This window comes from Rhodococcus sp. UNC23MFCrub1.1 (assembly GCF_000686025.1).
Taxonomy (GTDB): domain Bacteria; phylum Actinomycetota; class Actinomycetes; order Mycobacteriales; family Mycobacteriaceae; genus Rhodococcoides.
On the sequence record NZ_JMLQ01000002.1, the window covers coordinates 20989 to 45411 of the forward strand.

Below are 24423 nucleotides of genomic sequence, written 5' to 3' on the forward strand. Positions count from 1 at the left end.
GCAGAGGGCGCTGAGCGTCGTCGGGACCGCGAGCCGACACAGACGTGGCGGCCTGCCCGGGCGACGCGTGACACCCCGTCCGGGACGGTACGAGCGCATCGCCACATCGCGGTTGATCCCCAAGCGGGGTCCCGCCACCGAGATCGAGATCCGCTTCCGCGACAAGTACGCGGAACAGACTGCACTGGAGAACGAATCATGAGCCGAGTCCGCAAGAACACCCCGGGACGGATCCTGTTCGTGGGATCCGGACCGGGCGACCCGGCCCTGCTCACCGTCCGGGCGAGGGACGCGCTGGCGATCGCCGAGATGGCCTTCACCGATCCCGACGTCGACAAGGGTGTCATCGCCCTGGTGGGCACCGCAGTCCCGGCCGACGCCGAGACGGGCGAGAACGGCGTGGACGTGCGTCCGGCGCTCGGCGAGCCCGCCGAGGTGGCCAAGACGCTGGTCGCCGAGGCGAAGAACGGCCACGACGTGGTGCGGCTCGTCTCGGGTGATCCGCTGACCACCGACTCCGTCATCGCCGAGGTCACCGCCGTGGCGCGGACCCAGGTGCAGTTCGAGGTCGTTCCCGGCCTTCCCGCGGGGTCCGCGGTGCCGAGCTACGCCGGCATGGCACTGGGCTCCGAGCACACCGAGGCGGACGTCCGGGGCGACGTCGACTGGGCGTCGCTCGCCGCGGCACCCGGACCGCTCGTCCTGCACGCGACGTCCGGCCACCTCGCCGAGACCGCCAGTGCGCTCGTCGAGCACGGCCTGGCCCCGCAGACGCCTGTCGCCATCACCGTCCGCGGTACGACGCGTCAGCAGCGCACCGTCGAGGCGACCCTCGCGACGCTGAACGACGCGGGATCCGAGCTCGTGGGATCACTCATCGTCACGGTCGGCAAGGTCGTCTCGCAGCGCAGCCGGATGTCCTGGTGGGAGAGCCGCGCGCTGTACGGCTGGACCGTCCTCGTGCCCCGCACCAAGGACCAGGCCGGCGAGATGAGCGAGCGCCTGGTGACGCACGGCGCCATCCCCATCGAGGTGCCGACCATCGCCGTCGAGCCCCCGCGCAGCCCCGCTCAGATGGAGCGCTCGGTCAAGGGCCTCGTGGACGGCCGCTACCAGTGGGTCGTCTTCACCTCCACCAACGCGGTGCGCGCGGTGTGGGAGAAGTTCGAGGAGTTCGGACTCGACGCTCGCGCGTTCTCCGGCGTCAAGATCGCCTGCGTCGGCGAAGCGACGGCCGAGAAGGTCCGCTCGTTCGGCATCAACCCCGAGCTCGTCCCGTCCGGCGAGCAGAGTTCCACAGGGCTGCTCGAGGACTTCCCGCCGTACGACGAGGTCTTCGACCCCGTCAACCGGGTCCTGCTGCCGCGCGCCGACATCGCGACCGAGACTCTCGCCGAGGGCCTCCGCGAGCGCGGCTGGGAGATCGACGACGTCACCGCGTACCGCACGGTGCGCGCTGCGCCGCCGGCCGCCGAGACCCGCGAGATGATCAAGACCGGCGGCTTCGACGCCGTGTGCTTCACGTCGAGCTCCACCGTGCGCAACCTCGTCGGCATCGCCGGCAAGCCGCACGCGCGCACCCTCGTGGCGTGCATCGGACCGAAGACCGCCGAGACGGCCGTCGAGTTCGGCCTGCGTGTCGACGTGCAGCCCGAGACGGCTCAGGTCGGACCGCTGGTCGAGGCACTGGCCGAGCACGCTGCACGACTGCGCGCCGAGGGTGCACTGCCGCCTCCGCGCAAGAAGTCTCGTAGGCGCTGACCCGCCCGTGCGCCCTTTGCGCATCCAGGGATACGCAAAGGGCGCACGGCCGAACGAAGTGAGGGTTCCGTGTTCCCCGTAGACCGTCCCCGGCGACTGCGTCGTACCCCAGCCATCCGCCGGTTGGTGGCGGAGACGTCGCTCGAACCGCGGCACCTCGTGCTGCCGATGTTCGTGGCCGACGGCCTCGATGCCCCGCGCGAGATCAGCTCCATGCCGGGCGTCGTCCAGCACACCCTGGACTCGCTGTCCGCCGCTGCCGACGAGGCCGTGCGGGCCGGAGTCGGCGGTCTGATGCTCTTCGGGGTTCCACGTCCGGAGGACAAGGACGGACAGGGATCGATGGCCTCGGATCCCGACGGCATCCTGAACACAGGTCTGCGTCGGCTCCGAGACGACCTCGGCGACAGCACCGTCCTGATGGCGGACACGTGCCTCGACGAGTTCACCGACCACGGTCACTGCGGCGTCCTCGCCGCGGACGGCAGCGTCGACAACGACGCGACGCTGGTGCGCTACGTGGACATGGCTGTGGCGCAGGCGGAATCGGGCGCTCACCTGCTCGGCCCGAGCGGCATGATGGACGGGCAGATCGGCGCGATCCGCGAGGGCCTCGACACCGCCGGATTCGCCGACGTGGGCCAGCTGGCCTACACGGCGAAGTACGCCTCCGCGTTCTACGGCCCGTTCCGCGAGGCCGTCGGGTCGACGTTGCGCGGCGATCGCCGGACCTATCAGCAGGATTCGGCCAATCGGCGCGAGTCGATGCGCGAACTCGACCTCGACATCGCCGAGGGTGCCGACATGGTGATGGTGAAGCCCGCGATGAGCTACCTCGACATCCTGCGCGACGTGGCCGACGCGTCACCCGTGCCCGTCGCCGCTTATCAGATCTCTGGGGAGTACGCGATGATCACCGCCGCCGCGCAGAACGGGTGGATCGACCGCGACGCGGCGATCATGGAGTCCGTCACCAGTATTCGCCGAGCCGGCGCCGACATCGTCCTCACCTACTGGGCCACCGAGATCGCGACGCGGCTGTGAACGACCAGCGCCCGGGCGGCAACCCGGAGGACCCTCGCCACGACCCCCACGATCCGCAGGGTCAGCCGCAGTGGGGTCAGCAGCCGCAGTGGGGTCAGCAGCCGCAGTGGGGTCAGCAGCCGCAGGGCAACTGGCACCCCGAGGGTCTGCCCCCGAGCGCGATGCAGCCGATGCGGTCACCGGAGAACAGCGAGGCGCCGGTCGACATCGAGACGGCGCGCCACCTGTGGTTCGGCGTGATCGGCATCGGTCTGCTCTCGATGCTCATCGGGCTCTACTCCCTGTTCACCGATCGTGACGCCTTTCTCGACGCGTTCCTGACGGACCTCGAGGCGCAGGACCCGTCGTTGGCACTGCCGCCCGAGACCGCGGACACCGTGCTCGTCGTGGCCATGGTGTTGTCGTTGATCGTCGGGGTGCTGATCGCTGGGCTCGTCCTCCTGGTGGTGCGGAAGATGCGGGCCGGGAAGCTCTGGGCGCGCGCGGTTCTCACGGCGATCGGCGTGGTCATCGTCGTCACCACGATTCCCACGCTGTTCGGCCTCGGTTCCGGAGGCGCGATCGCCCTGGTCACCGCGGTGCTCGGGATCCTGCAGGCCGTCGCGGCCGCGGGTGCGGTGTATCTGATGCATCGACGCGAGTCGTCGGAGTACTTCCTCTCCCGGAGATCACCGCGCTGACCTGCGACACGCCGTGACAGATGTGACCTGAGTTACAGAAGTGGCGTTATGGTTCTGACGATCGGACACACCCTGATCGGAGGATCTTCATGACCCCACGACAGACGGTCGGGCACGACGCCAACGACCGCCGCAACCCTCTCGCCGAGGTGTTCGCCCTGCTGCTCCTGACGTCTGCCGTGGTGGTGGTCGTCCTCGTCGTCGCCAGCGGCTTCTCGGGCGCCTGAGACGCCCGTCCTGCCTGGTCAGGCTGTCTTTTTGCGTCAAACATCGATCGGTGTATCGTGACCACTGTCACAAGCATTCTGATCAGTACGGAGACAGTGTTGCCCGCCGATTTCTCCTCCACCTCCGCCGGTTCCACGGCGCCTCGCACTCGTATGCAGACCGTCGAGTGCAGCAGTGGCCGACGTGAGTTGTGGTTGCTCGCCATCGTGCTGATCACGGGCATCCTCATGGCTGCCGCAGTGCTTCTGCCGGCCGTCCTCACCTGATCGAGAGACGCCTGGACTCCACCGTGTGGAGGCGTCTTGGCAGGATGGTCGAGTGAACGTCGAGAAGCCCGAGCCCGCGTCGCCCGCCCGTCCCCGGATCGTCACCGTCGCGTTCGCCGTGTGGGTTCTCGGGGCCGTCCTCGTCGTGCTGCTCGGCCTCATCTCGCTGACGTTCCCGGCCGACTCGCTGCGGACCCAGCTGACCGAGACCGGGGGCGAGCCGGATGCCGTGGAGAGCGTCATCACGGTGCTGCGCACGGTCGGTGTCCTCGAGATCATCGTCGGACTGGCCATCGGATTCCTCGCGGGGCCCGCGTGTCGACGCGGCGATCCGCGGTTCCGCCGGGCACTGACGGTCCTGTCGATCGTCTTCGGGCTGGTGCTTCTGGGCTCGGTGACCGTCGGCTTCGCCATCGTGCCCCTGCTGGCGACGCTCGGGGCGATCCTCTTCTTCGTGGCCTGCGTGCTCGTGTACCGACCGTCCGCGGCGCCGTGGTTCGCGGCACCGGAGGCCCCGTGAGCGACGAGACGGAACCGGTGATCTTCGCCGAGTACGGCGCGAAGTGGCGCGCCCTGGCCTGGGGGCCGATCTTCTGTCTCATCGCTCTCGGCGTCGAGATCTACACGGGACCCGTTGTGCACTACGTGGCGCTCGTCGTGATCGCGCTGGTTCTCATGGCCTTCACCTACGTGCAGATCGTGGCCGCCCGTCGGCACGCCACGGTGATCCTGACGCCGACGACGCTGAGCCAGGGCACGGAGAACGTCGCCATCGCGGACATCCTCGAGGTGTACCCGGAGCCCGACTACGACGCCAACGGGAACACCCTGGAGAAGTGGCAGGCCGCGCGAGTGCTGGGGGAGCTGTCCGGGGTGCCACGCAAGCGGACCGGCGTCGGCCTGAAGCTGCGGGGCAACGGCCTGGTCCAGGCGTGGGCGAAGGACGACGAGACGCTCCGCGAGGAACTGCTCGCACTCGTGGCGCCCGCCACCGACGCGGAGCCCGACGCGTGATGCGCCGGTTCGCTCCGGTGGTGGTCGCGGTCGTCCTCGCCGTCGTGGCCGTGGTTCTGTGGGTGCAGTCGAGGACCACGACCACCGTGACCGAGCAGTTCGCCACCACGTCGTCGTTCGAGGGGTTCTCGGTCACGTACGACTCGACCCGTGTCGCGGGGCCCTGGGCGGCTCTCTCTGTGGTCGCGGCGGCCGTCGCGGTGTACCTGGTGATGCGCGTCGTACGGCGGCGCTGACCTCTACCCGTTACCCCCTGGGGGTACTCTGGACGCATGAGCAGTTTCGATCAGGACGACCTCCTCAAGCGTCTGCGCCGCATCGAGGGACAGGTGGCCGGCATCTCTCGCATGGTGGCCGACGACCGGTACTGCATCGACGTGTTGACGCAGGTCTCGGCTGTCACCAAGGCGCTGCAGTCCGTGTCGCTGAAGTTGCTGGACGCCCACCTCGCGGGCTGCGTCGTGGACGCGGCCCGCGAGGGCGGACCCGAAGCGGACGCGAAGGTCAGGGAGGCGTCCGAGGCGATCGCTCGCCTCGTCCGTTCCTGACTCCCACCCTCGGCGAGTACGCCCATAGGGTCGTTGTGGAGCACTGAATCACGACATCCTGGGCGTACTCGCGAGGGGGCCGAAGGGGTGCCGGCCTAGTCGGCGGTGACGGATTCCTTCACTTCACCCGGCTCGTCGTCGGCGAGCATCGCCGCACCGAGCAGCGCCTCGGGAACGCCGAACGCGTCGATCAGCGTGTGGGCGTGCGGGCGCAGCGTGCGACAGCGCTCGTTGATCCCGCGCGTGACGGCCTTCGACCGCTCAGTGGAGATGTAGCGGTGCTCGATGAACCAGGCCTTGTCAGCGTCGATCGTGGTGAGCGCGTAGAGGTCGCACACCTCGCCGAGCAGTTCCTTGGCGTCGTCGTCCTCGCAGTTGTCGATGCCGGCGACGAACGCCTCGAGCACCACGCGATCGACGTGCGCCGTGGCCGCGTGCAGGATGTGGTCCTGCACCGCGTTGAACGCGTCGAACTGGCTCATCTTCTTGGACAACCCGTTCAGACGCTTCGCGGCCGTGGAGATGAGGTACTCCTCGCGCTCCTCGAACATCGAGATCTGGGTGCCGCGGTTGAAGAGGCTGCCCTCCTCCTCGTTGTCCTGACGTGAGTCGACGAGGGTCTGGATGATGGGCGCCGCCGCCGTGCGCTTCTTCACCACGTCGCCGACCGTGCCGGCGGCGAACTTCACCCAATCGGCCGCACCGAACGAGCGGACCTCGTGGGCGTACGCGGTGAGCAGCTCCTTCGCGACGAGCTGCGTGAGCACCACGTTGTCGCCCTCGAAGGTGGTGAAGACGTCCGAGTCCGCCTTGAGCGCGATGAGTCGGTTCTCCGCGAGGTAGCCCGCGCCGCCGCAGGCCTCGCGGGACTCCTGGATCGCCTTCGTCGCGTGCCAGGTATTCGCTGCCTTCAGGCCGGCCGCCCGCGACTCGAGTTCCCGTTGCTCGGTGGCGTCGGGATCCTCGGCGCTCTGGATGTCGTGCATCTTCGAGACGAGCTCGTTCTGCGCGAACTGCAGCGCGTACGACTTGGCGATGAGCGGGAACAGCCGACGCTGGTGGACGAGGTAGTCCATGATCGTGACCTCGTCGTCGGTCCCGGGCGCGCTGAACTGCTTGCGCTGCAGCGCGTACTTCGTCGCGATGGTCAGCGCGACGCGCGCCGCGGCGCCCGCCGAACCGCCCACGGTGATGCGGCCGCGGATGAGGGTGCCCAGCATGGTGAAGAAGCGCCGGTTCGGGTTGTCGATGTCCGAGGAGTAGCTGCCGTCGGCCGCGACGTCCGCGATCTTGTTGAGCATGTTCTCGCGCGGGATGCGGACGTGATCGAACATGATGCGGCCGTTGTCCACGCCGGGCAGGCCGCCCTTGTAGCCGATGTCGAACGTGGTGACGCCGGGGAGGTCGTTGCCGAAGTTCTCGTCGCGGATCTGTACGACGAAGCAGTGCACGCCCTTGCTCTCGGGCTCCTCACCCGGTCCGGCGGTGATCAGCTGCGCGAACACGGCGGCGTACTTCGCCGACTCGGCGGCGCCGCCGATGTAGTCCTTGCGCGAGGACTTGTCCGGCGTGTGGATCACGAATTCCTGCGTCTCGCGGTCGTACGTCGCGGTGGTGCCGATGGACTGCACGTCGCTGCCGTGGCCAGTCTCCGACATCGCGAAACAGCCGAGCGTCTCGAGATCGATCAGGGGCTTGATGAACTCCTTGTGATGCTTTTCGGTGCCGAGGTTCTCGATCGCGCCACCGAAGAGGCCCCACTGCACGCCGGCTTTCACCATGAGTGACAGATCCGACATGGCGAGCATCTCGATCATCGTGACGGCGGCGCCGATGTCGCCCGTGCCGCCGACTTCCTTGGCGAAGCCGGACTCGGCGGCGCCGGCCGCGGCGAGCACACGCAACTGCTCGAAGGCCTTGGTCCGCGCGATCGCGGTGTTGGGTGTGTAGTGCGGTGCGAACTCGTGACGCGCGAGCTGCTCGCGCGTCTGGTTCCGTACGTCGCGCCACCGTCCGTCGAGAGTCCTGCGCAGGTGATTCGCCAGCTGAGCAGCGTTGTCGGAGGACGTGCCGGTGTCAGTGGTGCCGGTCTCGGTAGTGGTCATACTCGACGGTAACCAAAACTCGAGGTGCCCGGGAGGGACTTGTCAGCGCGGCCACAGAAATTCACGCCACACCGCGCGAATCTTGCGAAACATCACACTCGTGGCGTCCATCGACGCAGCCTGCGGGGTCGACGGGGCGTAGGGGCCGTCGCGGAAGAGCGAGGCGCCGTTGTCCGCAATGGCGCGCGACATGATCGAGCTGAAGCCGTCGCACTGCTCGACGAGGTGCTCGCGGAACCCCTCCGGCCAGGCCAGTCGGGATTCCGGGTGCTGCCGGTCGGGCTCGTGTGGTGCCGTCATGGCAGAAGGATATGCCCGATGTAACACGGATTTAACACTTTCGATCACGTCGATTCTCGTCGATCGTGCCTGCCTGCAACCGACTACCGTGTCGCTGTGCTGATTCGCGACGCCGTGCCCGCCGACCTGCCCGAGATCCTCACCGTGCACAACGCCGCCATCGCGGACACGACCGCGATCTGGGACGAGGAGCAGGTGGGACTCGCGGACCGGCAGGCCTGGTTCGACCAGCGCACCGGCGCCGGCCTGCCGATCCTCACCGCCGAGATCGACGGTCGGGTCGCGGGCTACGCGTCCTACGGGCCGTTCCGTCCGAAGTCCGGCTACCGGCACACCGTCGAGAACTCCGTGTACGTCGCCGACGGCTTCCATCGGCGCGGCGTCGCGACCGCGTTGATGGCGGAACTGATCGAGCGCGCCCGCCGTGGGGACGTCCACGCGATCGTCGCGGGAATCGAGTCCTCGAACACCACCTCGATCGCCCTGCACGCGAAGTTCGGCTTCACGGTGGTGGGTGTCATGCCGCAGGTCGGCGTCAAGTTCGGGCGGTGGCTCGACCTGACCTGGATGCAGCTCCTGATCGAGACGTGAGACAGCCGGTGTGAGACTGCTCCTTATCAGAAAGAGCACTCCGCGTCCTGTGAAACACTGGAGGGCGTGACTCCTTCGAGCGGAACCGACACCGGCGTCCCCACCGCCCGATCCGCAGAACTCTTCGCACGCGCGTCCGCCGTCATCCCCGGTGGCGTGAACTCGCCCGTGCGGGCCTTCCACTCCGTGGGCGGAACCCCGCGGTTCATGGCCGAGGCCAGCGGATACACCCTGCGCGACGCCGACGGCAACAACTACGTCGACCTCATCTCCTCGTGGGGACCGATGATTCTCGGTCATGCCCACCCGGCCGTGGTCGAGGCGGTGCAGAAGGCGGCCTCCACGGGACTGTCCTTCGGTGCTCCCACGCTCGGCGAGATCGAGTTGGCGGAGGAGATCGTGCGCCGCGTCGATCCCGTCGACGAGGTGCGCCTGGTGAATTCGGGCACAGAGGCGACCATGAGTGCGGTGCGTCTGGCCCGCGGGTTCACCAGTCGCAGCAAGATCGTCAAGTTCTCCGGCTGCTATCACGGCCATGTCGACGCCCTGCTCGCCGACGCAGGCTCGGGCGTCGCCACCCTCGGGCTGCCGACGTCGCCCGGCGTGACGGGTGCGCAGGCGGCCGACACCATCGTCGTTCCCTACAACGACCTCGATGCGGTCGCGAAGGCGTTCGCCGACCATCCGGGTCAGATCGCGTGCGTCATCACCGAGGCCGCGGCGGGCAACATGGGTGCGGTGGCGCCGCAGCCCGGCTTCAACGAGGGTCTGCAGCGTCTGACCCGTGCGCACGACGCACTGCTGATCATGGACGAGGTCATGACAGGCTTCCGCGTCAGCGCGTCGGGGTGGTACGGCGTCGACGGCATCGCCGGTGACCTGTACACCTTCGGCAAGGTCATGAGCGGCGGCCTCCCCGCGGCCGCGTTCGGTGGCCGGTCCGACATCATGAGCTACCTCGCCCCCGCGGGCCCCGTCTACCAGGCCGGCACCCTGTCGGGTAACCCCGTCGCGGTCGCCGCGGGTCTGGCGACGCTGCGCGCGGCGGACGCCGACGTCTACGCGGCACTCGACGCGAACTCCACCCGTCTGGGCGGCATCCTCGGTGACGCGCTCACCGCGGCGGGCGTCCCGCACCGCGTGCAGTACGCCGCCAACATGGTCAGCGTCTTCTTCTCCGAGGAACCGGTGATCGACTACGCGGGCGCCAAGGCGGCCGCCACCTGGCGTTTCCCCGCCTTCTTCCACGCGCTCCTGAGCCGCGGCGTGTACCCGCCGCCGAGCGCGTTCGAGGCCTGGTTCGTCTCCGCGGCGCTCGACGACCGCGCGTTCGAGATCATCGAGTCGGCCGCTCCCCACGCCGCCGCCGCAGCAGCCGCTGCCGAGCAGAAAGCACCGTCATGACCGAGTCGTCCCCGACCGACCCGACAAACAGCGACGCGTCCGGTAACGACACTTCCGGGCACCCGCACGCCGACACCCGCACGATCGTGCACGTGATGCGGCACGGCGAGGTGCACAACCCCAAGGGAATCCTCTACGGGCGCCTCCCGAACTTCCGGTTGTCGGTGAACGGTCAGGCCCAGGCGCGCACGGTGGCGAACGTGCTCGCCGGGCACGACGTCACGCACGTCGTCGCCTCCCCGCTGCAACGCGCGCAGGAGACGGCGGCGCCCATCGCGTCGGCGTTCGGGCTCACCATCGAGACGGACGAGAACCTCATCGAGGCCGGGAACGACTTCGAGGGTCTGAAGGTCGCCGTCGGAGACGGTGCGCTGCGCCGGCCCCGCCACTGGCTCAAGCTGCGTGACCCGTTCACCCCCTCCTGGGGCGAGCCCTACCTGCAGATCGCCCACCGGATGTTGGCTGCCGTCAACGCGGCTCGCGTCGCGGCCGTGGGCCACGAGGCCGTGTGCGTGAGTCATCAGCTGCCCGTGTGGACCCTGCGCCGCTTCCTGCAGGGCGACCGGTTGTGGCACGACCCCCGCAACCGCCAGTGCGGCCTCGCGTCGCTCACCTCGCTGATCTACGAGGGCGACACCCTCGTCGACATCGTCTACTCCGAGCCCGCAGGGGCGTCGGACCCCCTCCAGACGGGCGCATGAGACCCGCCCGCCTGCTCGCGCCGCTGCTCGTGGCCGCCACCGTTCTCACCGGGTGCGCCACGGGTACCGACGCCGTGGCACAGGGTGGGACCTTCGAGTTCGTCTCACCCGGCGGCAAGACGTCGATCTTCTACGACCCGCCCGCCGACCGCGGCACCGTGGGGAACCTCTCCGGACCCGACCTCATGACCGAGGGCACGACGACGTCGCTGTCCGACTACGAGGGCCAGGTCGTCGTCCTCAACATCTGGGGTCAGTGGTGTGGCCCCTGCCGCGGTGAGGCCGACGATCTCGAGCAGGTCTTCGAGGCGACGAAGGACCAGGGTGTGCAGTTCCTGGGCATCAACGTGCGCGACAACCAGCAGGACAAGGCGCAGGACTTCGTCATCGACAACAACGTGACGTACCCGTCCATCTACGACCCGCCGCTGCGCACCCTCCTCGCTCTCGGATCGAACTACCCGACCACCGTCATCCCGACCACGATCGTGCTCGACCGTGAGCACCGCGTCGCCGCGGTGTTCCTGACGGAGCTTCTCGCGAGCGACCTGCAGCCCGTGGTCGAGCGCATCGCAGCCGAGCCACCCGACGTGTCCGATGGGTGAGGCGTTCCAGTCGGCTGCCGCGTCGGGGCCGCTGTTCCTGGCTCTCGGTGCCTGCCTGCTCGCCGGTCTGGTGTCCTTCGCGTCGCCCTGCGTCGTCCCCCTGGTTCCGGGTTACCTGTCCTACCTGGCCGGAGTCGTCGGAGCGGACTCCCCGTCCGTCACCGCCGACGAGGCGGCCACCAAGACTCTGGTGCGGGGTCGCAGCCGCGTCGCCGGTGCCGCGGCCCTCTTCGTTCTCGGATTCACCGTGGTGTTCGTCCTGGCCACGGCCTCGGTCTTCGGCGCCATCTCGGTGCTGTCGGTGAACCGCGAGATCCTGCAGCGTGTGGGCGGCGTCGTCACCATCGCGATGGGTCTCGTCTTCCTCGGTCTGATCCCCGCCCTGCAGCGCGACACGCGCTTCGAACCGCGCCGCGTCGGCAGCATCCTCGGGGCACCGCTGCTCGGTGGCGTGTTCGCGCTCGGATGGACCCCGTGTCTCGGACCCACGCTGGCGGGCGTCATCTCGCTGACGGCCGGCACCGAGGGCACCACCGCGGCGCGCGGTGTGGTGCTGATCGTCGCCTACTGCCTGGGACTGGGACTGCCCTTCGTCGTTCTGGCGTTCGGCTCCGTCAGCGCGTTGCGCGGCGTCGGATGGCTGCGCCGCAACGCCCGTGCCATCCAGGTGTTCGGCGGTCTGATGCTGGTGGCTGTCGGCATCGCACTGGTGACCGGCGCCTGGGACCTGTTCGTCAGCTGGATCCGCGACGGAGCGGTGACCAGCGTGACCCTGCCGATCTAGTGGACGAGAAAGAGATATGAGCACTGACCTGTCGGCCCGCCCGGACGCCGAGGCGCGCCCGCCGCGGCAGTCTCCGGCGGGGCGCGTCGTCGCCGCAGTCCGGAACACCTGGCGCGGCCTGACCTCGATGCGCACGGCACTCGTGCTCCTGTTCCTCCTCGCCCTGGCCGCGATCCCGGGTGCGCTGCTGCCGCAGCGCAGCCTCAACTCGGGGAAGGTGGACCAGTACATCGCGGACCGCCCGTCCCTGGGGCCCGTCATGGACCGGCTGGAGTTGTTCGACGTCTTCGGCAGCTTCTGGTTCACGGCGATCTACGTCCTGCTGTTCGTCTCGCTGGTCGGCTGCATCCTGCCGCGGTGCGTCGACCACGCCCGCGCGTTGCGCACCTCGCCGGTCGCCACCCCGCGCAACCTGGGGCGGCTGCCCCACCACCTGCGCACCGAGGTCGACACGGCACCCGACGTTCTCCTCGACGAGATCGACGGCCGGATGCGCGGCTGGCGGAAGATGCGGCGCACCGAGGAGAGCGGCGCCCTGACGCTGTCCGCGGAGAAGGGGTACCTGCGCGAGGCAGGCAACCTGGTGTTCCACCTGTCGCTCGTCGGTCTGCTCGTGGCCATCGCCGTCGGGAAGCTCTTCAGCTACGAGGGCAACGTCGTCGTCATCGCGAACGACGGCCCGGGCATCTGCACCACCTCGCCCGCCCAGTTCGACTCGTTCCGGGCCGGCAACAGCGAGGACGGCACGGGCATGACCCCGCTCTGCGTGCGGGTGAAGAACTTCACGGCCGACTACCTCGAGAACGGGCAGGCCGAGCAGTTCACGTCCGACATCGAGTACCAGGCCGGCGACGACCTGGTCACGAACACCTGGCGCCCGGACACCCTGCAGGTCAACCATCCGCTGCGGGTCGCCGGTGACCGCGTCTACCTGCAGGGACACGGATACGCGCCGACGTTCACGGTGACGTTCCCCAACGGAGAGACCCGTACCGAGACGGTCCAGTGGGAGCCCACGGACGGCACCACGTTCCTCTCCAGCGGAGTGCACCGCTTCGATCCGCCCGGCGGTCTGTACCCGGATCCCGATGTCCGCCGCCAGAACCAGATCGCCATCGAGGGGCTGTTCGCGCCCACCGCGTTCTTCCACGGCTCGCTGTTGTCGTCGAGCTTCCCCGCCCCGAACGATCCGGCGGTGGCCGTCGACATCTACAAGGGCGACACCGGCCTCGACACCGGTAATCCACAGTCGCTGTTCTCGCTGAGCCAGGTGCTGGTGGAGCAGGGCCGGCTGGTGAAGCAGGATCGCGTCAACCTGACACCGGGGGAGTCGACGACGCTGTCCGACGGCACGCAGGTGCGATTCGACGGTGCCGAGAAATTCGTCAACCTGCAGGTCTCGCACGACCCCGCGCAGACGTGGGTGCTGGTGTTCGCGCTGTCGATGATGGCCGGTCTGCTGGTGTCCCTGGTGATCAAGCGCCGTCGCATCTGGGTCCGCGTGAGCACGGACGACGACCGACGACGTACCGTAGTAGAAGTGGGCGGACTCGCCCGGACCGATCAGGCCGGCTGGGGTGACGAGTTCGACCGCCTCACCGCGCGGGTGCTCGACCGACCCGACGCCGATGACGTACCGACCTCGAACAACAGGGAGTGACCATGCCGATCGACGCCACACTCGCGCAGTTCAGCGACTGGTCCTTCCGGTCGGCGTTCGGTGTCTACCTGCTCGCGGCGGTGTTCCTCATCGCCCAGTACGCCACGCAGACCGTCACGGCTGCGGAGCAGAAGTCCGAGCGGCAGCTCGTCGCGGCGGGCAAGGCGCCCGTGCGGCCCACCGGTCCCGGTCGGATCGAGGAGGTGCCCCGGCGTCCCGCGTCCGAGCGCTACGGCGGCATGGGCTACGCGCTGGTGGTGCTCGGTCTGCTGCTCACGGTCACGTCGATCGTGCTGCGCGGATTCGCCACCGACCGGTTCCCCCTCGGCAACATGTACGAGTTCGTGACGATGGCCACGGCCGCCGCGACGGCGACCTCGATCATCGCGCTGCGGAAGATGCGCCCGACGCTGATCTTCGTGGTCGTCCCGGTCATGATCCTGATGTTCCTCGCGGCGACGGTCCTCTACGCCGACGCGGCCCCCGTGGTCCCGGCCCTGCGCTCGTACTGGTTGCCGATCCACGTGACCATCGTCAGCATCGGCAGCGGAATCTTCCTGGTGGCCGGCGTCGCGTCGCTGCTGTTCCTGCTACGGATGCGCTTCCCCGCCACGGAGGACGGCGCGAACACGGGTGCACTCGCCCGGTTCGCCCAGCGTCTTCCGGACGCCCGCACGCTCGACCGCCTGGCCTACAAGACCACGATCATCGGCTTCCCGCTGTTCGGCGCCGGCGTCATCCTCGGTGCGATCTGGGCCGAGGCCGCGTGGGGACGCTTCTGGGGCTGGGATCCCAAGGAGACGGTGTCCTTCATCGCGTGGGTCGTCTACGCGGCGTACCTGCACGCACGGGCGACGTCGGGCTGGCGGAACACCCGCGCGGCGTGGATCAACGTCGCGGGCTTCGTCGCCATGCTGTTCAATCTCTTCATCATCAACATGGTCGTCTCCGGTCTGCACTCGTACGCGGGTCTGAACTGACCGTCGGCTCGACATGACCGCCGGGGGGAATCGGTGACGGACGATCGTTGGGACGGGTGGTCGCCCGGCCCGCAGGACGACGGGCGGATCCCGTCCGCGTCGACGCCGACGGATCCGGCGATCCAGCAGGTGCCTGCCTCGCCGATGCAACCGCCCACGGCGCACGACCTCTCGACGTCACGGCTGCTGCGGACCTCGCCGCCCCCACCGACGGGCGGCTGGCGCCGCACGCTCTTCGACGTCACCGGTGGCCGGGTGAACGTGGGCAACAGCGCCAAGGAGCAGCGGCGGCTCGCGTTGATCCGTCAGGTCGGCAACCCGTTGCACGGGTGTCATCGCATCGCGATCCTGAGCCTCAAGGGAGGCGTCGGGAAGACCACGGTGGCGGCGGCGCTTGGATCGACGTTCTCGTCGGTCCGGGGCGACCGTGTGATCGCCGTGGACGCGAACCCCGACCGCGGAACGCTGAGCTCCCGGGTTCCGCTGGAGACCGAGAAGACGGTGCGCGACCTGCTGAAGGATGCCCGCGACATCGACAAGTACAGCGCGGTCCGCGACTTCACGTCCCAGAATCACCACCGGCTCGAAGTGCTGGCGTCGGAGTCCGATCCGGCCATGTCGGAGGCGTTCGACGCGTACGACTACGAGACCACGGTGGCCGTGCTGGAGCGGTTCTACAACATCGTGCTGACCGACTGCGGAACGGGACTTCTGCACTCGGCGATGCGGGCGATCCTGCGCAGCGCCGACGGGCTGGTGATCGTGAGCAGCGGATCGGTGGACGGTGCGCGGAGTGCATCGGCGACGATGGACTGGCTCGACGCGCACGGCTACCGGCATCTGGTGGAGCAGTCGTTGACAGTGGTCAACATGGTGCGGCCCGGGTCGAAGGTCATCGACGTCTCGAAGATCGTCGACCACTTCGGTCAGCGATGTCGCGCCGTGCGGGTGATCCCGTACGACGACCATCTCGCTCAGGGGGCGGAGGTCGACCTCGACGCTCTCGCGCCGGCGACGCGCACGGCGCTTCTCGAGACGGCAGCAGCGATGACCGCCGAGTTCCCGCCCCACGTCACGCGGTGACGGTCGTCCGCTGCACCGCACCGCACCGCGTGACGGGACTCAGTCGACGGAACCGGGCGTTCCCGCATCGGGACGCTCGGGACCGTTGCCACGATCACGTGCAGGGTTGTTCCTGATCTTCCACAGGAACTCCGGGTCGTCGTCCGGTCCGGTGACGCGTCCTCTGGGTGCCCCGGTCTCGGGGCCGAAAGACTTCCAGAGGAGCACGATCACGACCACGAGCCCGATCAGAGCCAGAACATAGATCATCACGCACCTCCACTACCGAGCGTAGTCGTGGCGGAGCGCCGGGGCACTCGAGTCGAGCTCGCAAGATCCTGAGAATCTGCTCGCACGCACTGGTGTCCGGCACGAACACCGCGAGTGGCGACCGATGGTCGACTCGGTGACGAGTGGGTGGCGCTCTAGGGGTGACGCGTGATCAGCGGTTCGCCTCGGTGGTGAGCGAGGTCAGGAGCTGCATGACCTCGGACTCGCGGAAGCGACGGTGGCCGCCGGGAGTGCGGAGCGATCCGAGCCGGCCGGCGTGGGCCCAGCGCGTGACGGTCTTCGGATCGACATGGAAGAGTGCGGCCACCTGGCCGGGGGTGAGCAGGTTCTCCTGCGTGGGGGTGTAAGCCGGTGCACTCATCGCGATCCTCCAGGGACACAGTCTTCATCTCGGTCGAATGCGGCTGTATGTCCGCATCCGTTTCCCATGGTGGCACCGAGACCCCCGGGTACTCGACTCTTCTAATGTTGGTAAAGGGGAGGTAATGGACAAATCGGATACGTCGAACGGCTCCGGTAATCTGTGTCCATGACCGATCCCATCCCCACCGGCAGCACCCCGAGCGGGTCGGCGAAGGGCCGACTGGTCCGCGATCTCGGCCTCTACACCGCCGCCCGGCTCGGTCTCATCGCTGTGGTCGCGGCCGTCATCTACTTCGGTGCCGCGCTGGTCGGGGTGACCGTGCCGCTGCTGATCGCCATGGTGTTCGCCCTGGTCGTCGCGTTCCCCCTGTCGCTCGTGCTCTTCAAGGGACTGCGCCGACGCGTCAACGAGGACATCGCCGCCGTCGACGAGAAGCGTCGCCGCGACCGCGAGGATCTGCACTCACGCCTGCGCGGAGAGTGACCGTGCGGCGAGTGCGCGGGCCAGGTGGTCGCGCTGCTCGATCACGCACCGTCGCAGAGCCGCGGGTACGTCCGGGTGACCCGAGAGCCAGCGATCGGCGTCCTCGCTGTGGGCGGCCGACGGGAAGAGCCCGATGACGAGTCGTCGAGCGATCTCGATGCTCCGCTCCCGCCAGAAGGTCTCCAGCAGGGCGTAGTACTGCTCGTCGAAGCGCTCGATCAGCGTGCGTGACGGTCCGGCGGTGAAGCCGCGGATCAGCGCCCCCACCCGCTCGTTGCTCAGGGCGTCCGAACCGGTCAGGGCGGCCCAGGTCGCCTCCTTCACCGACGCGACGGGCTGCGCCGCCACCGCGGCGGCGTACTGCACCTCACCGGCCCCCGTGCGGTCGGACTCGAGCACCGTCGCCAGCTCGGCCTCGTCGGTGTGACCGGTCGCCGACAGGGCGAACCACAGGACCCAGCGCTGCTCGGCGTCCAGTTCGAGACCGTCGACGGAGTCCTCGCCGGAGAGCAACGCGCGCACCCTTCCGGCGTGCGACGGGTCGTGTGACGCCGCGGCGGAGAACGCCCGGAACCACTCGAGCTGCGCGTCCGACCCGGCCGGCGCCCCGGCGAGCTGCTCGGCCGCCGTCGCGGTCCACCGCTGCCGGACACCGTCCCGGTCCGCGGCGTAGTGCTCCACCGCGACCGCGGTGTCCGCGAGAATCGATCCGAGCACGGCCGGATGCGACTCGGTGGGTGCGAAGCGGACGGCGAGATCGACGTACGTCTGCGCAGGCAGTTCGGCATCACGCGTCGCGTTCCACCAGGAGGACCACACCAGCGCGCGGCGCAGGTCGTCGGGGATGCGGTCCACCGACTGCATCGTCGACTCCATCGACCGCGCGTCCAGGCGCACCTTCGCGTACGTGAGATCGCCGTCGTTCGGCAGGATCACCGCGGCATCGGGCAGCGCGAGCGGTGTCTCCGCGTCGGTGATGTGCACCGAGATCGGTTCCGCATCGACGAGGTGGCCGTTCTCGTGCGGCGACAGGCACGCGATGTCCAACCGCTGAGGACGCGGATCCGTCTGCGTGAGAACACCTCTGGTGCGGTCGTACAGCACGGTCGACACGCCGGTGGTCTCGAGCCAGGCGGCCGACCAGTCGTCGAGCGACCGACCGGCCGGTGCGGCCAGGGCGTCGAGAAGGTCGCGCAGGGTGGCCGTCCCGAAGGCCCGAGCGCGGAAGTACGCGCGGGCGCCCTCGAAGAAGGCCTCGTCACCGACGAAGGCCCCGAGTTGTTTGATCACGCTGGCGCCCTTGGCGTAGGTGATGCCGTCGAAGTTGAGCTTGGCCGCCTCGAGGTCGACGATGTCGGCGACGACGGGGTGGGTGGTCGGGAGCTGGTCCTGCGAGTAGGCCCAGGCCTTGCGGCGCAGGGCGAACGACACCCACGCGTCGGTGAACCGGGTGGCCGCGACCGAGGCGTACGCGCCCAGGTAGTCGGCGAGGGACTCCTTGAGCCACAGGTCGTCCCACCACTGCATGGTCACCAGATCGCCGAACCACATGTGCGCCATCTCGTGCAGGATCGTGTTCGCGCGCCGTGCGTACTGCGCTCGGGTGGCCGCGCTGCGGAACACGTACGACTCCGTGAACGTGACGCAGCCGGGGTTCTCCATGGCGCCGAGGTTGTACTCGGGCACGAACACCTGGTCGTACTTCCCGAAGGGGTAGGGGAACTCGAACGCATCGTGGAAGAAGTCGAGCCCGGCGCGCGTGACGTCGAAGATGTCGTCGTGGTCGAGGTGCTCGCCGAGCGACGCACGGCACCACGCGCCGAGTTCGATGGTGAGGTCGCCGCGGCGGTACTCCGACGTGGCGCGGTGGTACGGGCCCGCGACGACGGCCGTGATGTACGTGGAGATCGGCTGCGTGGCGGCGAAGACACGGGTGGACGACCCTGCGTCGTCGGTGGTGGTCTCCTCCACCCGCTCGTTCGACAGCACCGTCCACTCGTCCGGTGCGCTCACCCGGAAGACGAACGGTCCCTTGAGGTCCGGCTGCTCGAAGTTCACGAAGACGCGCCGCGCGTCGGCGGGCTCGTACTGCGTGTAGAGGTAGGTCTCGCCGTCCGCCGGATCGACGAATCGGTGCAGGCCCTCACCGGTGCGGCTGTACCAGCCGCGGGCGTGGATGCGCACGGTGTTGCGGCTCCCGAGATCACGCAGCAGCACCCGCGCACCGTCGTACTGCACCTCCTGTTCGTGGTCGTTGACGATCACGCGGTCCACGCCGGCACCGAGGAAGTCCATCCACGTCGACGACGCGGTGGCCGCGAAGCTCACGGTGGTGACGGTGCCGAACTCGGCTCGGGTCCGTGCCTCGGTCAGGTCCAGCGCCACGTCGTATCGCACGTCGGACACCACCCGGGCGCGGTCGGCGGTCTCGGCGCGGGTCAGGTTCGCGGTACTCACACCTTCATGCAACACCACCGGAGGCGCGGCTCGCGACACACCACCGTCGCGGCGACCCGTGCCATCATGGGGCGCATGATTCTGGTGCTCAGATTGATCGTCACGGCGTTCGCGATCTGGCTGGCGGCGTCCTGGGTGGACGGCATCTCGATCGCGAGTTCGGGGCGCGGGCAGGGCTGGGACCTGGTGGTGCTGATCGGGATCGCCGCCGTGTTCACCGTGATCAACGCCTTGGTCAAGCCGATCGTGCAGTTGTTGTCGCTGCCCCTCATCGTGCTGACCCTCGGGCTGTTCCTGTTGGTGATCAACGCGTTGATGCTGCTGCTCACCGCCGCCATCACCGAGAGCACCGGGTACGGGCTCACCGTCGACGGTTTCGGGTCCGCCTTCTGGGGCGCGGTGATCGTGTCCATCGTCAACTGGGTTCTCGGTGGACTGGTGCCGGACCGGCGATCGGCGCGCCGCTGAGGCTGCCGCCGACCGCGGTCAGTCCAGCCGCGCCACGAATGCCGTGATGGTCTCGCGAAGCTTGCCGACGCGCTCCTCGACCGGGGTGTCGTCGCGGTACTGCCGTCCCAGAGTCGGGGTCTTGATCCGTCGCGCGTACAGCGAGCAGGCCAGGTCCGAGCACAGGTAGGTGCCGACGGTGTTGCCGCGGCGGCCGGACTCACCGGTCTTGCGCGCCACCATCAGCGTGACGCCGCCGTTCTGATGCCCGGTGGTGCAGATGCTGCACATCTGAGACCGGCGCGAACTGCTCTCCGAACGCAGGGCGACTCCGACGAGCCGATCCGCGGTCGGCACGACGAGGAAGCTGCGGCCCGGATACGCGGGGTCGCTCCAGCCGAGGAAGTCCAGGTCGTCCCACGGGCGACGGTCCAGATCGGTGGGGACGGGGATGCGCTTCGCCTCGCCCTTCGAGCAGTTGACGAACGATGCCCGGATCTCGGGTTCGGTCACGGGGTCCATGGGACGACCGTAGAGGGAGATCATGACCGTCGGCAACGGAATTACCCGTCGCGCCGCGACTATCCGAGCAGCAGGCCGACGGTGGTCGCCACCGCCCAGACGAGCATCGCGAGACCCGAGTCGCGCAGAGCCGGAATGAGCGCGAGGCCCTGCTGCCGGGTGCGGACGGGGGCGTTGGCACGCCAGGCCAACGGGAAGGCGACGACGCCCAGCACGGCCCACGGCGAGTGCAGGAGCAGCAGCAGGCTGACGAGGAACGGCACGCCGAGCAGCGCGGCGTGCAGACCGCGGCTCCGGGCGTCGCCCAGCCGGACCGCGAGGGTGAGCTTGCCCGCCTCGGTGTCGGTGGGAATGTCGCGGATGTTGTTGGCCACCAGGACGGCGCTCGAGAAGCAGCCCATCGCGACGGCGCACGCGAGTCCCACGAGGTCGACGCGATCGGTGAGCACGAACTGGGTGCCGAGCACGGCGACGAGGCCGAAGAAGACGAAGACGGCGATCTCTCCGAGGCCGCTGTAGCCGTAGGGCTTCGATCCGCCCGTGTAGTACCAGGCTCCTGCGATGCACACGACACCGACGAGAACCAGCCACCAGGCCGTCGTCAGGGCGAGGACGAGCCCCGCGACGGCAGCGAGTGCGAAGCACGCCACGGCCGCGCCGCGGACGGCCGACGGCGTCGCCAGCCGGGAGCCGACGAGGCGGATCGGTCCGACGCGGTCGTCGTCGGTTCCGCGGATGCCGTCGGAGTAGTCGTTGGAGAAGTTCACGCCGACGATGAGGGCGACCGACACGAGCAGTGCCACCGGGGCCTTCCACCACGTCACGTCGCCGGCCGCCGCTGCCGCACCCGCCGCGGCCACGACCGGTGCGATCGCGTTCGGAAGTGTGCGCGGCCGTGCGCCTTCGAGCCACTGGGATGCTGTCGCCATGTGTGGATCATTGCCTACGCGTGCCGATGCGGCCCCGCGCGGTCGTGTTGTGAGGCCCACCGCTCCCGGCGTACACTCCGGATGCGCCCTCGACCTCGGGGGTTTCTCACAGGCTTGTCGCCGTCGGCCGTGAACGTGGCACACGAATGCGGAACCGGTCCTTCGATCGGTTCACCTGTCGCACCCCGGGGATGAACGATGGACGACATCACCAGTTCCACGATCGACGACGCCGTCGCGGCCATGACGGACGTCGAACTCGACCGCGCCATCCGCGCGCTCACACTGCGTCAGCGGTCCCTGCTGCTCGGCGGTGACCTCGACACGGCCTGGGCGGTCACCGAAGATCTCGAGCGCTGCCTCGCCGCCCGGTGCGGTATGCCGCGAACCTGACACGCTCGAGCCCCAGAAGAGGCTCAGCTGGACCGTCTGCGCGGCCCACGACCCGGGTACCCGGTGTCGGTGGGCGGGACGGGATCGTCCTCGTCGGAGAATCCGACCGGTTGGAATTCCACCATCAGGAACCGTTGTCCCGGAACACGTGTCGCCCGTAGGTCGACGACGGTCCACCCGCCGTCGACACGGCGCAGACGAACGCCGGGGATCTCGGTGCGATGGTCCGCCCACTCGTGCATCTGCCGATAGGCCGACACGATGCGGGCGATGTCCGAGGGGTGCGGGGTGTCGCGCTGATCGACCTGCCCTTTCCACAGGATGTTCTCCACCGGATCCGTCAGCCACCGCACGACGCGCACGCGCTCGGTGTCGATGAGGGCGATCGCGGTGGGGGAGTTGCGCGTCAGCGACCGCAGCGCGAACGCCTCGACCGACGGTCCGGCCACCACGAGTTCGTCCGCGCGGAGCGAGATCGCCAACGCGTGCGACACGGTGTCGACGTACCGGCTGGCGTCGTCGGCGGACGAGGTGTCGAGCACCGTCCGCACCGCATTGCGCAGGGGCCGGGCACCGCGCGGGGTACGCAGCGCCACGGTGCCGTCCCAGCGGGTTCCGGGTTCCGCGTCGAGCAGAGCGACGAGGAGATACATCGCGCTGTCGGCGTCGTCCGCGTGGTCGAACAGCTCGAATGCCGGTGCGGCGAGCTTCGATGCCGGCTCCCGGCCCGTGACGCCGGCGATGCCGGGCGTGAACGCGAACTGTCGACGTGACGAGGACCAGTCGTAGCCGACGACGAGGGGCGGCGGTGCGTCGGAATCGTCACCGGCGTACAGCATCACACCGTGGACGGCCTTCCGGGGACCCGGTACCGCGACGGCCCGCAGCGGACCGTTCAGTCCCGGCACGGTCTCGGCCGCGTCCTCGCCGCTGGTCGCGACGAACGCGGTCATCGCACGCGCCGCGTCCGCGATGCGCTTGCTGCCGACCGCGCGGGAGAGCGCCGTCCAGTCCTTCGCCCGACCGTCCTTGGCGACGACGGTCCCCACGGGACCGGCATCGCCGTCGGGCGGTTCGGCGAGTGTCTCCACGACGATCCAGCCGTCGTGCGCGTCGGGAGCTGCTCCCGTCGCCTGCCTCGCCATCGTCACTGTCCTCCGAACCCACGAACAACCAAGCCCCCGACCCGGATGTACCGGGAGGACCTTACTCACCGTCACGGTCTCGGGCGGCTCGCCCCTCGGCGTGCGGGGGAAGATGTCATTCGGTCGGACTACACGCGACCAGCGTCGTTCGCGCGGCCGCGCGGTCCACCTTGCCCGGGCCGCGGGCCGGGAGCGCGTCCACGAACAGCACCTGCCGGGGTGCCGCGGCAGGGCCGAGCGCGTCGGCGACGGCCGCCCGGAGAGACTCCGGCGACAGCTCGACACCGGGCCGCAGCACCACCAGTGCGCCCACCCGTTCGCCCAGGCGCGGATCGGGAACGCCGACCACGACGCACTCGGAGACCCCGTCGATCCCCGCGACGGCGTCTTCCACCACTCGCGGTACGACGGTGAGTCCGCCCGTGGTGATGGCGTCGTCGGCCCTCCCGAGAATCTGCAGACGGTCGCCCTGCAGGCGTCCGAGATCATCGGTGCGGAACCACCCCGCCTCGGCGAACGCCGGGTGATCAGGCATTCGGCGGTAACCGTTCGCCAGTGTGGGTCCGCCGAGGCGCACCCGGCCGTCCGCCTCGAGGCCGACGGTCACGCCGTCCAGGGGAACGCCGTCGTAGACGCACCCGCCGCAGGTCTCGCTCATCCCGTAGGTGCGGACCACGGTGATCCCCGCAGCGAGTGCGCGGTCGAGCACGGGAGCCGGGGTCGCGGCCCCGCCGAGCAGAACGGCGTCGAGGGACGCGAGCGCCGCGACGGCGTCCGGACGATCGAGCGCCTTCACCATCTGGGTGGGGACGAGGGAGGTGTAGCGCCGGGGCCCGCTCATCGACGCGACCGCGCGGACGAGGTGCGCGGGGTCGAATCCCGTCGACACGTCCACCACCGCGGGTTCGTGGCCGGCGGCGAGGGAGCGCAGCACCACCTGCATCCCGGCGATGTGATGGGCCGGCAGCGCGAGCAACCACTGTCCCGGCCCACCCAGCCGGGTATGGGTGGCGGCGGCGCTGGCCCGAAGTGCGGCCGCCCCGAGCAGGGCTCCCTTCGGGGTTCCCGTCGACCCGGACGTCGCGAGCACCATCGCGGTACCCGGCTCCGCGGGAGTGCCCGGTGACAGCGCGTCGGCGAGGCGTCGACGCTCACGATCGTCGTCGGCGGGGACCGGCAGGACCGGCTCGGCGGTGCCGTCGAGCACGGCGCGCAGTCGCGGCAGCAGACCCAGCACCGCGTCTCCGCTGGGCACCGGGAGGACGGTCAGATCAGCCACGGCGTTGCGGGTGGTCGGGCGGAACCTCGACCACGACGACGCGCGTGCCGTCGGGGTCGGCGATCCACATCTCCGTCAGTCCCCAGGGCTCGGTCTGCGGGGGCCGCACGATCTCGACGCCCGCCGCCTCGAGCTCGGCGCGTGCCGCCTCGACGTCACGCACCTGCAGCAGAATCGTCGCCCCCGCCCCCGCCCCCGCCGTCGGCTCGCCGTGTCCGGCCACCTCGATCAGCGACTGCCCCGCGAAGAACACCACCCCACCGGGATACTCGCGGAAGATGCCGAGCCGCAACCGGTCCCGATAGAAGCTCAGGGTCTCGTCGACGTTTCTCGGCCGCAGGATGATCCGGCTCGCCAGCACCTCCATCGTCGGTCGCCTC

The 24423-nt window shown here is 69.3% G+C and carries 31 protein-coding genes; 21 read left to right on the forward strand and 10 right to left on the reverse strand.

Going from position 1 to position 24423, the window contains the following annotated elements:
* Positions 1 to 67 precede the first annotated feature (67 nt).
* The 10 genes from BR07_RS27765 to BR07_RS0105185 all read left to right on the forward strand — a co-directional run bounded on the left by BR07_RS27765 (position 68) and on the right by BR07_RS0105185 (position 5541).
* Positions 68 to 202, forward strand: a complete 135-nt coding sequence (locus BR07_RS27765) for a hypothetical protein (RefSeq protein WP_261781496.1) — start codon at positions 68 to 70, stop codon at positions 200 to 202.
* Positions 199 to 1761 (forward strand): uroporphyrinogen-III synthase, encoded by a 1563-nt coding sequence (locus tag BR07_RS0105145; RefSeq protein ID WP_027504509.1) that lies wholly within the window; start codon positions 199 to 201, stop codon positions 1759 to 1761. Before BR07_RS27765 ends, BR07_RS0105145 begins: the two co-directional genes overlap by 4 nt.
* 69 nt (positions 1762 to 1830) lie before the next feature.
* Positions 1831 to 2805, forward strand: a complete 975-nt coding sequence (gene hemB, locus BR07_RS0105150) for a porphobilinogen synthase (RefSeq protein WP_027504510.1) — start codon at positions 1831 to 1833, stop codon at positions 2803 to 2805.
* On the forward strand, positions 2802 to 3485 hold the full coding sequence (locus tag BR07_RS27560; RefSeq protein WP_051613084.1) for a DUF5336 domain-containing protein: 684 nt from the start codon (positions 2802 to 2804) through the stop codon (positions 3483 to 3485). The genes hemB and BR07_RS27560 overlap by 4 nt, the downstream gene beginning before the upstream one ends.
* Before the next feature lie 89 nt (positions 3486 to 3574).
* Positions 3575 to 3712 (forward strand): hypothetical protein, encoded by a 138-nt coding sequence (locus BR07_RS26920; protein WP_155956937.1) that lies wholly within the window; start codon positions 3575 to 3577, stop codon positions 3710 to 3712.
* A gap of 57 nt (positions 3713 to 3769) precedes the next feature.
* Entirely contained in the window at positions 3770 to 3979 is a 210-nt protein-coding gene (locus BR07_RS0105165; protein ID WP_027504511.1) for a hypothetical protein, read from the forward strand.
* A gap of 52 nt (positions 3980 to 4031) precedes the next feature.
* Entirely contained in the window at positions 4032 to 4499 is a 468-nt protein-coding gene (locus BR07_RS0105170) for a hypothetical protein (RefSeq protein WP_051613085.1), read from the forward strand.
* Positions 4496 to 4993, forward strand: coding sequence for a hypothetical protein (locus tag BR07_RS0105175; RefSeq protein WP_027504513.1), 498 nt, complete (start codon positions 4496 to 4498; stop codon positions 4991 to 4993). The genes BR07_RS0105170 and BR07_RS0105175 overlap by 4 nt, the downstream gene beginning before the upstream one ends.
* Positions 4990 to 5229, forward strand: coding sequence for a hypothetical protein (locus BR07_RS0105180; protein WP_155956938.1), 240 nt, complete (start codon positions 4990 to 4992; stop codon positions 5227 to 5229). Before BR07_RS0105175 ends, BR07_RS0105180 begins: the two co-directional genes overlap by 4 nt.
* A gap of 36 nt (positions 5230 to 5265) precedes the next feature.
* Positions 5266 to 5541, forward strand: a complete 276-nt coding sequence (locus BR07_RS0105185; RefSeq protein WP_027504515.1) for a metal-sensitive transcriptional regulator — start codon at positions 5266 to 5268, stop codon at positions 5539 to 5541.
* Between the two features lie 95 nt (positions 5542 to 5636).
* On the opposite strand, the gene BR07_RS0105190 is transcribed toward BR07_RS0105185, so the two are convergent.
* Positions 5637 to 7646, reverse strand: a complete 2010-nt coding sequence (locus BR07_RS0105190; RefSeq protein ID WP_081821114.1) for an acyl-CoA dehydrogenase family protein — start codon at positions 7644 to 7646, stop codon at positions 5637 to 5639.
* Positions 7647 to 7688: 42 nt separating this feature from the next.
* Positions 7689 to 7946 carry a hypothetical protein gene (locus BR07_RS0105195; protein WP_027504517.1) on the reverse strand — a complete coding sequence of 86 codons (258 nt, stop codon included), beginning with the start codon at positions 7944 to 7946 and terminating at the stop codon, positions 7689 to 7691.
* 96 nt (positions 7947 to 8042) lie between these two features.
* Between BR07_RS0105195 and BR07_RS0105200 the strand changes: the two genes are divergently transcribed.
* The 8 genes from BR07_RS0105200 to BR07_RS23435 all read left to right on the forward strand — a co-directional run bounded on the left by BR07_RS0105200 (position 8043) and on the right by BR07_RS23435 (position 15754).
* Complete coding sequence (locus BR07_RS0105200; protein ID WP_027504518.1) at positions 8043 to 8537, forward strand: GNAT family N-acetyltransferase; 495 nt, start codon at positions 8043 to 8045, stop codon at positions 8535 to 8537.
* Between the two features lie 66 nt (positions 8538 to 8603).
* Positions 8604 to 9941, forward strand: a complete 1338-nt coding sequence (gene hemL / locus BR07_RS0105205; RefSeq protein ID WP_027504519.1) for a glutamate-1-semialdehyde 2,1-aminomutase — start codon at positions 8604 to 8606, stop codon at positions 9939 to 9941.
* Between the two features lie 95 nt (positions 9942 to 10036).
* The gene (locus tag BR07_RS0105210) at positions 10037 to 10642 is read left to right on the forward strand and encodes a histidine phosphatase family protein (protein WP_051613157.1); all 606 of its coding nucleotides are present in this window, start codon (positions 10037 to 10039) and stop codon (positions 10640 to 10642) included.
* Entirely contained in the window at positions 10639 to 11247 is a 609-nt protein-coding gene (locus tag BR07_RS0105215) for a TlpA disulfide reductase family protein (RefSeq protein ID WP_027504521.1), read from the forward strand. Before BR07_RS0105210 ends, BR07_RS0105215 begins: the two co-directional genes overlap by 4 nt.
* Positions 11240 to 12031 (forward strand): cytochrome c biogenesis CcdA family protein, encoded by a 792-nt coding sequence (locus BR07_RS0105220; protein WP_027504522.1) that lies wholly within the window; start codon positions 11240 to 11242, stop codon positions 12029 to 12031. The genes BR07_RS0105215 and BR07_RS0105220 overlap by 8 nt, the downstream gene beginning before the upstream one ends.
* 16 nt (positions 12032 to 12047) lie before the next feature.
* Positions 12048 to 13691, forward strand: a complete 1644-nt coding sequence (resB, locus tag BR07_RS0105225) for a cytochrome c biogenesis protein ResB (protein ID WP_037184693.1) — start codon at positions 12048 to 12050, stop codon at positions 13689 to 13691.
* A gap of 2 nt (positions 13692 to 13693) precedes the next feature.
* Positions 13694 to 14671 (forward strand): c-type cytochrome biogenesis protein CcsB, encoded by a 978-nt coding sequence (ccsB, locus tag BR07_RS0105230; RefSeq protein WP_027504524.1) that lies wholly within the window; start codon positions 13694 to 13696, stop codon positions 14669 to 14671.
* Between the two features lie 33 nt (positions 14672 to 14704).
* Positions 14705 to 15754, forward strand: a complete 1050-nt coding sequence (locus BR07_RS23435) for a MinD/ParA family ATP-binding protein (RefSeq protein WP_051613086.1) — start codon at positions 14705 to 14707, stop codon at positions 15752 to 15754.
* A 39-nt stretch (positions 15755 to 15793) separates the two neighbouring features.
* Here BR07_RS23435 and BR07_RS0105240 read toward each other — a convergent pair whose 3' ends face one another.
* Both BR07_RS0105240 and BR07_RS0105245 read right to left on the reverse strand, forming a co-directional pair.
* A complete protein-coding gene (locus BR07_RS0105240; RefSeq protein WP_027504525.1) occupies positions 15794 to 16003 on the reverse strand; it encodes a hypothetical protein in 210 nt (69 codons plus the stop codon).
* 172 nt (positions 16004 to 16175) lie between these two features.
* A complete protein-coding gene (locus BR07_RS0105245; RefSeq protein WP_027504526.1) occupies positions 16176 to 16385 on the reverse strand; it encodes a BldC family transcriptional regulator in 210 nt (69 codons plus the stop codon).
* A gap of 168 nt (positions 16386 to 16553) precedes the next feature.
* Here BR07_RS0105245 and BR07_RS0105250 point away from each other — a divergent pair, with 168 nt between their 5' ends.
* Complete coding sequence (locus tag BR07_RS0105250) at positions 16554 to 16871, forward strand: DUF4229 domain-containing protein (RefSeq protein ID WP_027504527.1); 318 nt, start codon at positions 16554 to 16556, stop codon at positions 16869 to 16871.
* On the opposite strand, the gene pepN is transcribed toward BR07_RS0105250, so the two are convergent.
* Positions 16851 to 19328, reverse strand: coding sequence for an aminopeptidase N (gene pepN / locus BR07_RS0105255; RefSeq protein WP_027504528.1), 2478 nt, complete (start codon positions 19326 to 19328; stop codon positions 16851 to 16853). The genes BR07_RS0105250 and pepN overlap by 21 nt on opposite strands.
* Before the next feature lie 75 nt (positions 19329 to 19403).
* On the opposite strand from pepN, the gene BR07_RS0105260 reads away from it, so the two are divergent.
* On the forward strand, positions 19404 to 19796 hold the full coding sequence (locus BR07_RS0105260) for a phage holin family protein (RefSeq protein WP_027504529.1): 393 nt from the start codon (positions 19404 to 19406) through the stop codon (positions 19794 to 19796).
* Between the two features lie 18 nt (positions 19797 to 19814).
* Here BR07_RS0105260 and BR07_RS0105265 read toward each other — a convergent pair whose 3' ends face one another.
* Positions 19815 to 20297, reverse strand: a complete 483-nt coding sequence (locus BR07_RS0105265) for an FBP domain-containing protein (protein ID WP_027504530.1) — start codon at positions 20295 to 20297, stop codon at positions 19815 to 19817.
* A gap of 59 nt (positions 20298 to 20356) precedes the next feature.
* A complete protein-coding gene (locus tag BR07_RS0105270) occupies positions 20357 to 21226 on the reverse strand; it encodes a 1,4-dihydroxy-2-naphthoate polyprenyltransferase (protein WP_027504531.1) in 870 nt (289 codons plus the stop codon).
* Between the two features lie 198 nt (positions 21227 to 21424).
* Here BR07_RS0105270 and BR07_RS23440 point away from each other — a divergent pair, with 198 nt between their 5' ends.
* Positions 21425 to 21619, forward strand: coding sequence for a hypothetical protein (locus BR07_RS23440; RefSeq protein ID WP_037184696.1), 195 nt, complete (start codon positions 21425 to 21427; stop codon positions 21617 to 21619).
* Positions 21620 to 21642: 23 nt separating this feature from the next.
* Here the strand turns inward: BR07_RS23440 and BR07_RS0105280 are convergent, their stop codons facing one another.
* The 3 genes from BR07_RS0105280 to BR07_RS0105290 form a co-directional block, all read right to left on the reverse strand.
* Positions 21643 to 22764 carry a GAF domain-containing protein gene (locus BR07_RS0105280; RefSeq protein WP_155956939.1) on the reverse strand — a complete coding sequence of 374 codons (1122 nt, stop codon included), beginning with the start codon at positions 22762 to 22764 and terminating at the stop codon, positions 21643 to 21645.
* Between the two features lie 115 nt (positions 22765 to 22879).
* Entirely contained in the window at positions 22880 to 24043 is a 1164-nt protein-coding gene (gene menE / locus BR07_RS0105285) for an o-succinylbenzoate--CoA ligase (RefSeq protein ID WP_027504533.1), read from the reverse strand.
* Positions 24036 to 24410, reverse strand: a complete 375-nt coding sequence (locus BR07_RS0105290) for a VOC family protein (protein ID WP_027504534.1) — start codon at positions 24408 to 24410, stop codon at positions 24036 to 24038. Before BR07_RS0105290 ends, menE begins: the two co-directional genes overlap by 8 nt.
* Between the last annotated feature and the right edge of the window lie 13 nt (positions 24411 to 24423).

What these genes read in the sequence shown, in the direction of transcription:
- BR07_RS0105145 (WP_027504509.1), top strand. Translation starts at nt 199, where the DNA reads ATGAGCCGAGTCCGCAAGAACACCCCGGGACGGATCCTGTTCGTGGGA.
- BR07_RS26920 (WP_155956937.1), top strand. Translation starts at nt 3,575, where the DNA reads ATGACCCCACGACAGACGGTCGGGCACGACGCCAACGACCGCCGCAAC.
- BR07_RS0105185 (WP_027504515.1), top strand. Translation starts at nt 5,266, where the DNA reads ATGAGCAGTTTCGATCAGGACGACCTCCTCAAGCGTCTGCGCCGCATC.
- BR07_RS0105190 (WP_081821114.1), bottom strand. Translation starts at nt 7,646, where the DNA reads ATGACCACTACCGAGACCGGCACCACTGACACCGGCACGTCCTCCGAC.
- BR07_RS0105195 (WP_027504517.1), bottom strand. Translation starts at nt 7,946, where the DNA reads ATGACGGCACCACACGAGCCCGACCGGCAGCACCCGGAATCCCGACTG.
- BR07_RS0105210 (WP_051613157.1), top strand. Translation starts at nt 10,037, where the DNA reads ATGCGGCACGGCGAGGTGCACAACCCCAAGGGAATCCTCTACGGGCGC.
- BR07_RS0105215 (WP_027504521.1), top strand. Translation starts at nt 10,639, where the DNA reads ATGAGACCCGCCCGCCTGCTCGCGCCGCTGCTCGTGGCCGCCACCGTT.
- BR07_RS0105220 (WP_027504522.1), top strand. Translation starts at nt 11,240, where the DNA reads ATGGGTGAGGCGTTCCAGTCGGCTGCCGCGTCGGGGCCGCTGTTCCTG.
- resB (WP_037184693.1), top strand. Translation starts at nt 12,048, where the DNA reads ATGAGCACTGACCTGTCGGCCCGCCCGGACGCCGAGGCGCGCCCGCCG.
- ccsB (WP_027504524.1), top strand. Translation starts at nt 13,694, where the DNA reads ATGCCGATCGACGCCACACTCGCGCAGTTCAGCGACTGGTCCTTCCGG.
- BR07_RS0105240 (WP_027504525.1), bottom strand. Translation starts at nt 16,003, where the DNA reads ATGATCTATGTTCTGGCTCTGATCGGGCTCGTGGTCGTGATCGTGCTC.
- BR07_RS0105245 (WP_027504526.1), bottom strand. Translation starts at nt 16,385, where the DNA reads ATGAGTGCACCGGCTTACACCCCCACGCAGGAGAACCTGCTCACCCCC.
- BR07_RS0105250 (WP_027504527.1), top strand. Translation starts at nt 16,554, where the DNA reads ATGACCGATCCCATCCCCACCGGCAGCACCCCGAGCGGGTCGGCGAAG.
- BR07_RS0105260 (WP_027504529.1), top strand. Translation starts at nt 19,404, where the DNA reads ATGATTCTGGTGCTCAGATTGATCGTCACGGCGTTCGCGATCTGGCTG.
- BR07_RS0105265 (WP_027504530.1), bottom strand. Translation starts at nt 20,297, where the DNA reads ATGGACCCCGTGACCGAACCCGAGATCCGGGCATCGTTCGTCAACTGC.
- BR07_RS0105270 (WP_027504531.1), bottom strand. Translation starts at nt 21,226, where the DNA reads ATGGCGACAGCATCCCAGTGGCTCGAAGGCGCACGGCCGCGCACACTT.
- BR07_RS23440 (WP_037184696.1), top strand. Translation starts at nt 21,425, where the DNA reads ATGGACGACATCACCAGTTCCACGATCGACGACGCCGTCGCGGCCATG.
- BR07_RS0105280 (WP_155956939.1), bottom strand. Translation starts at nt 22,764, where the DNA reads ATGGCGAGGCAGGCGACGGGAGCAGCTCCCGACGCGCACGACGGCTGG.
- BR07_RS0105290 (WP_027504534.1), bottom strand. Translation starts at nt 24,410, where the DNA reads ATGGAGGTGCTGGCGAGCCGGATCATCCTGCGGCCGAGAAACGTCGAC.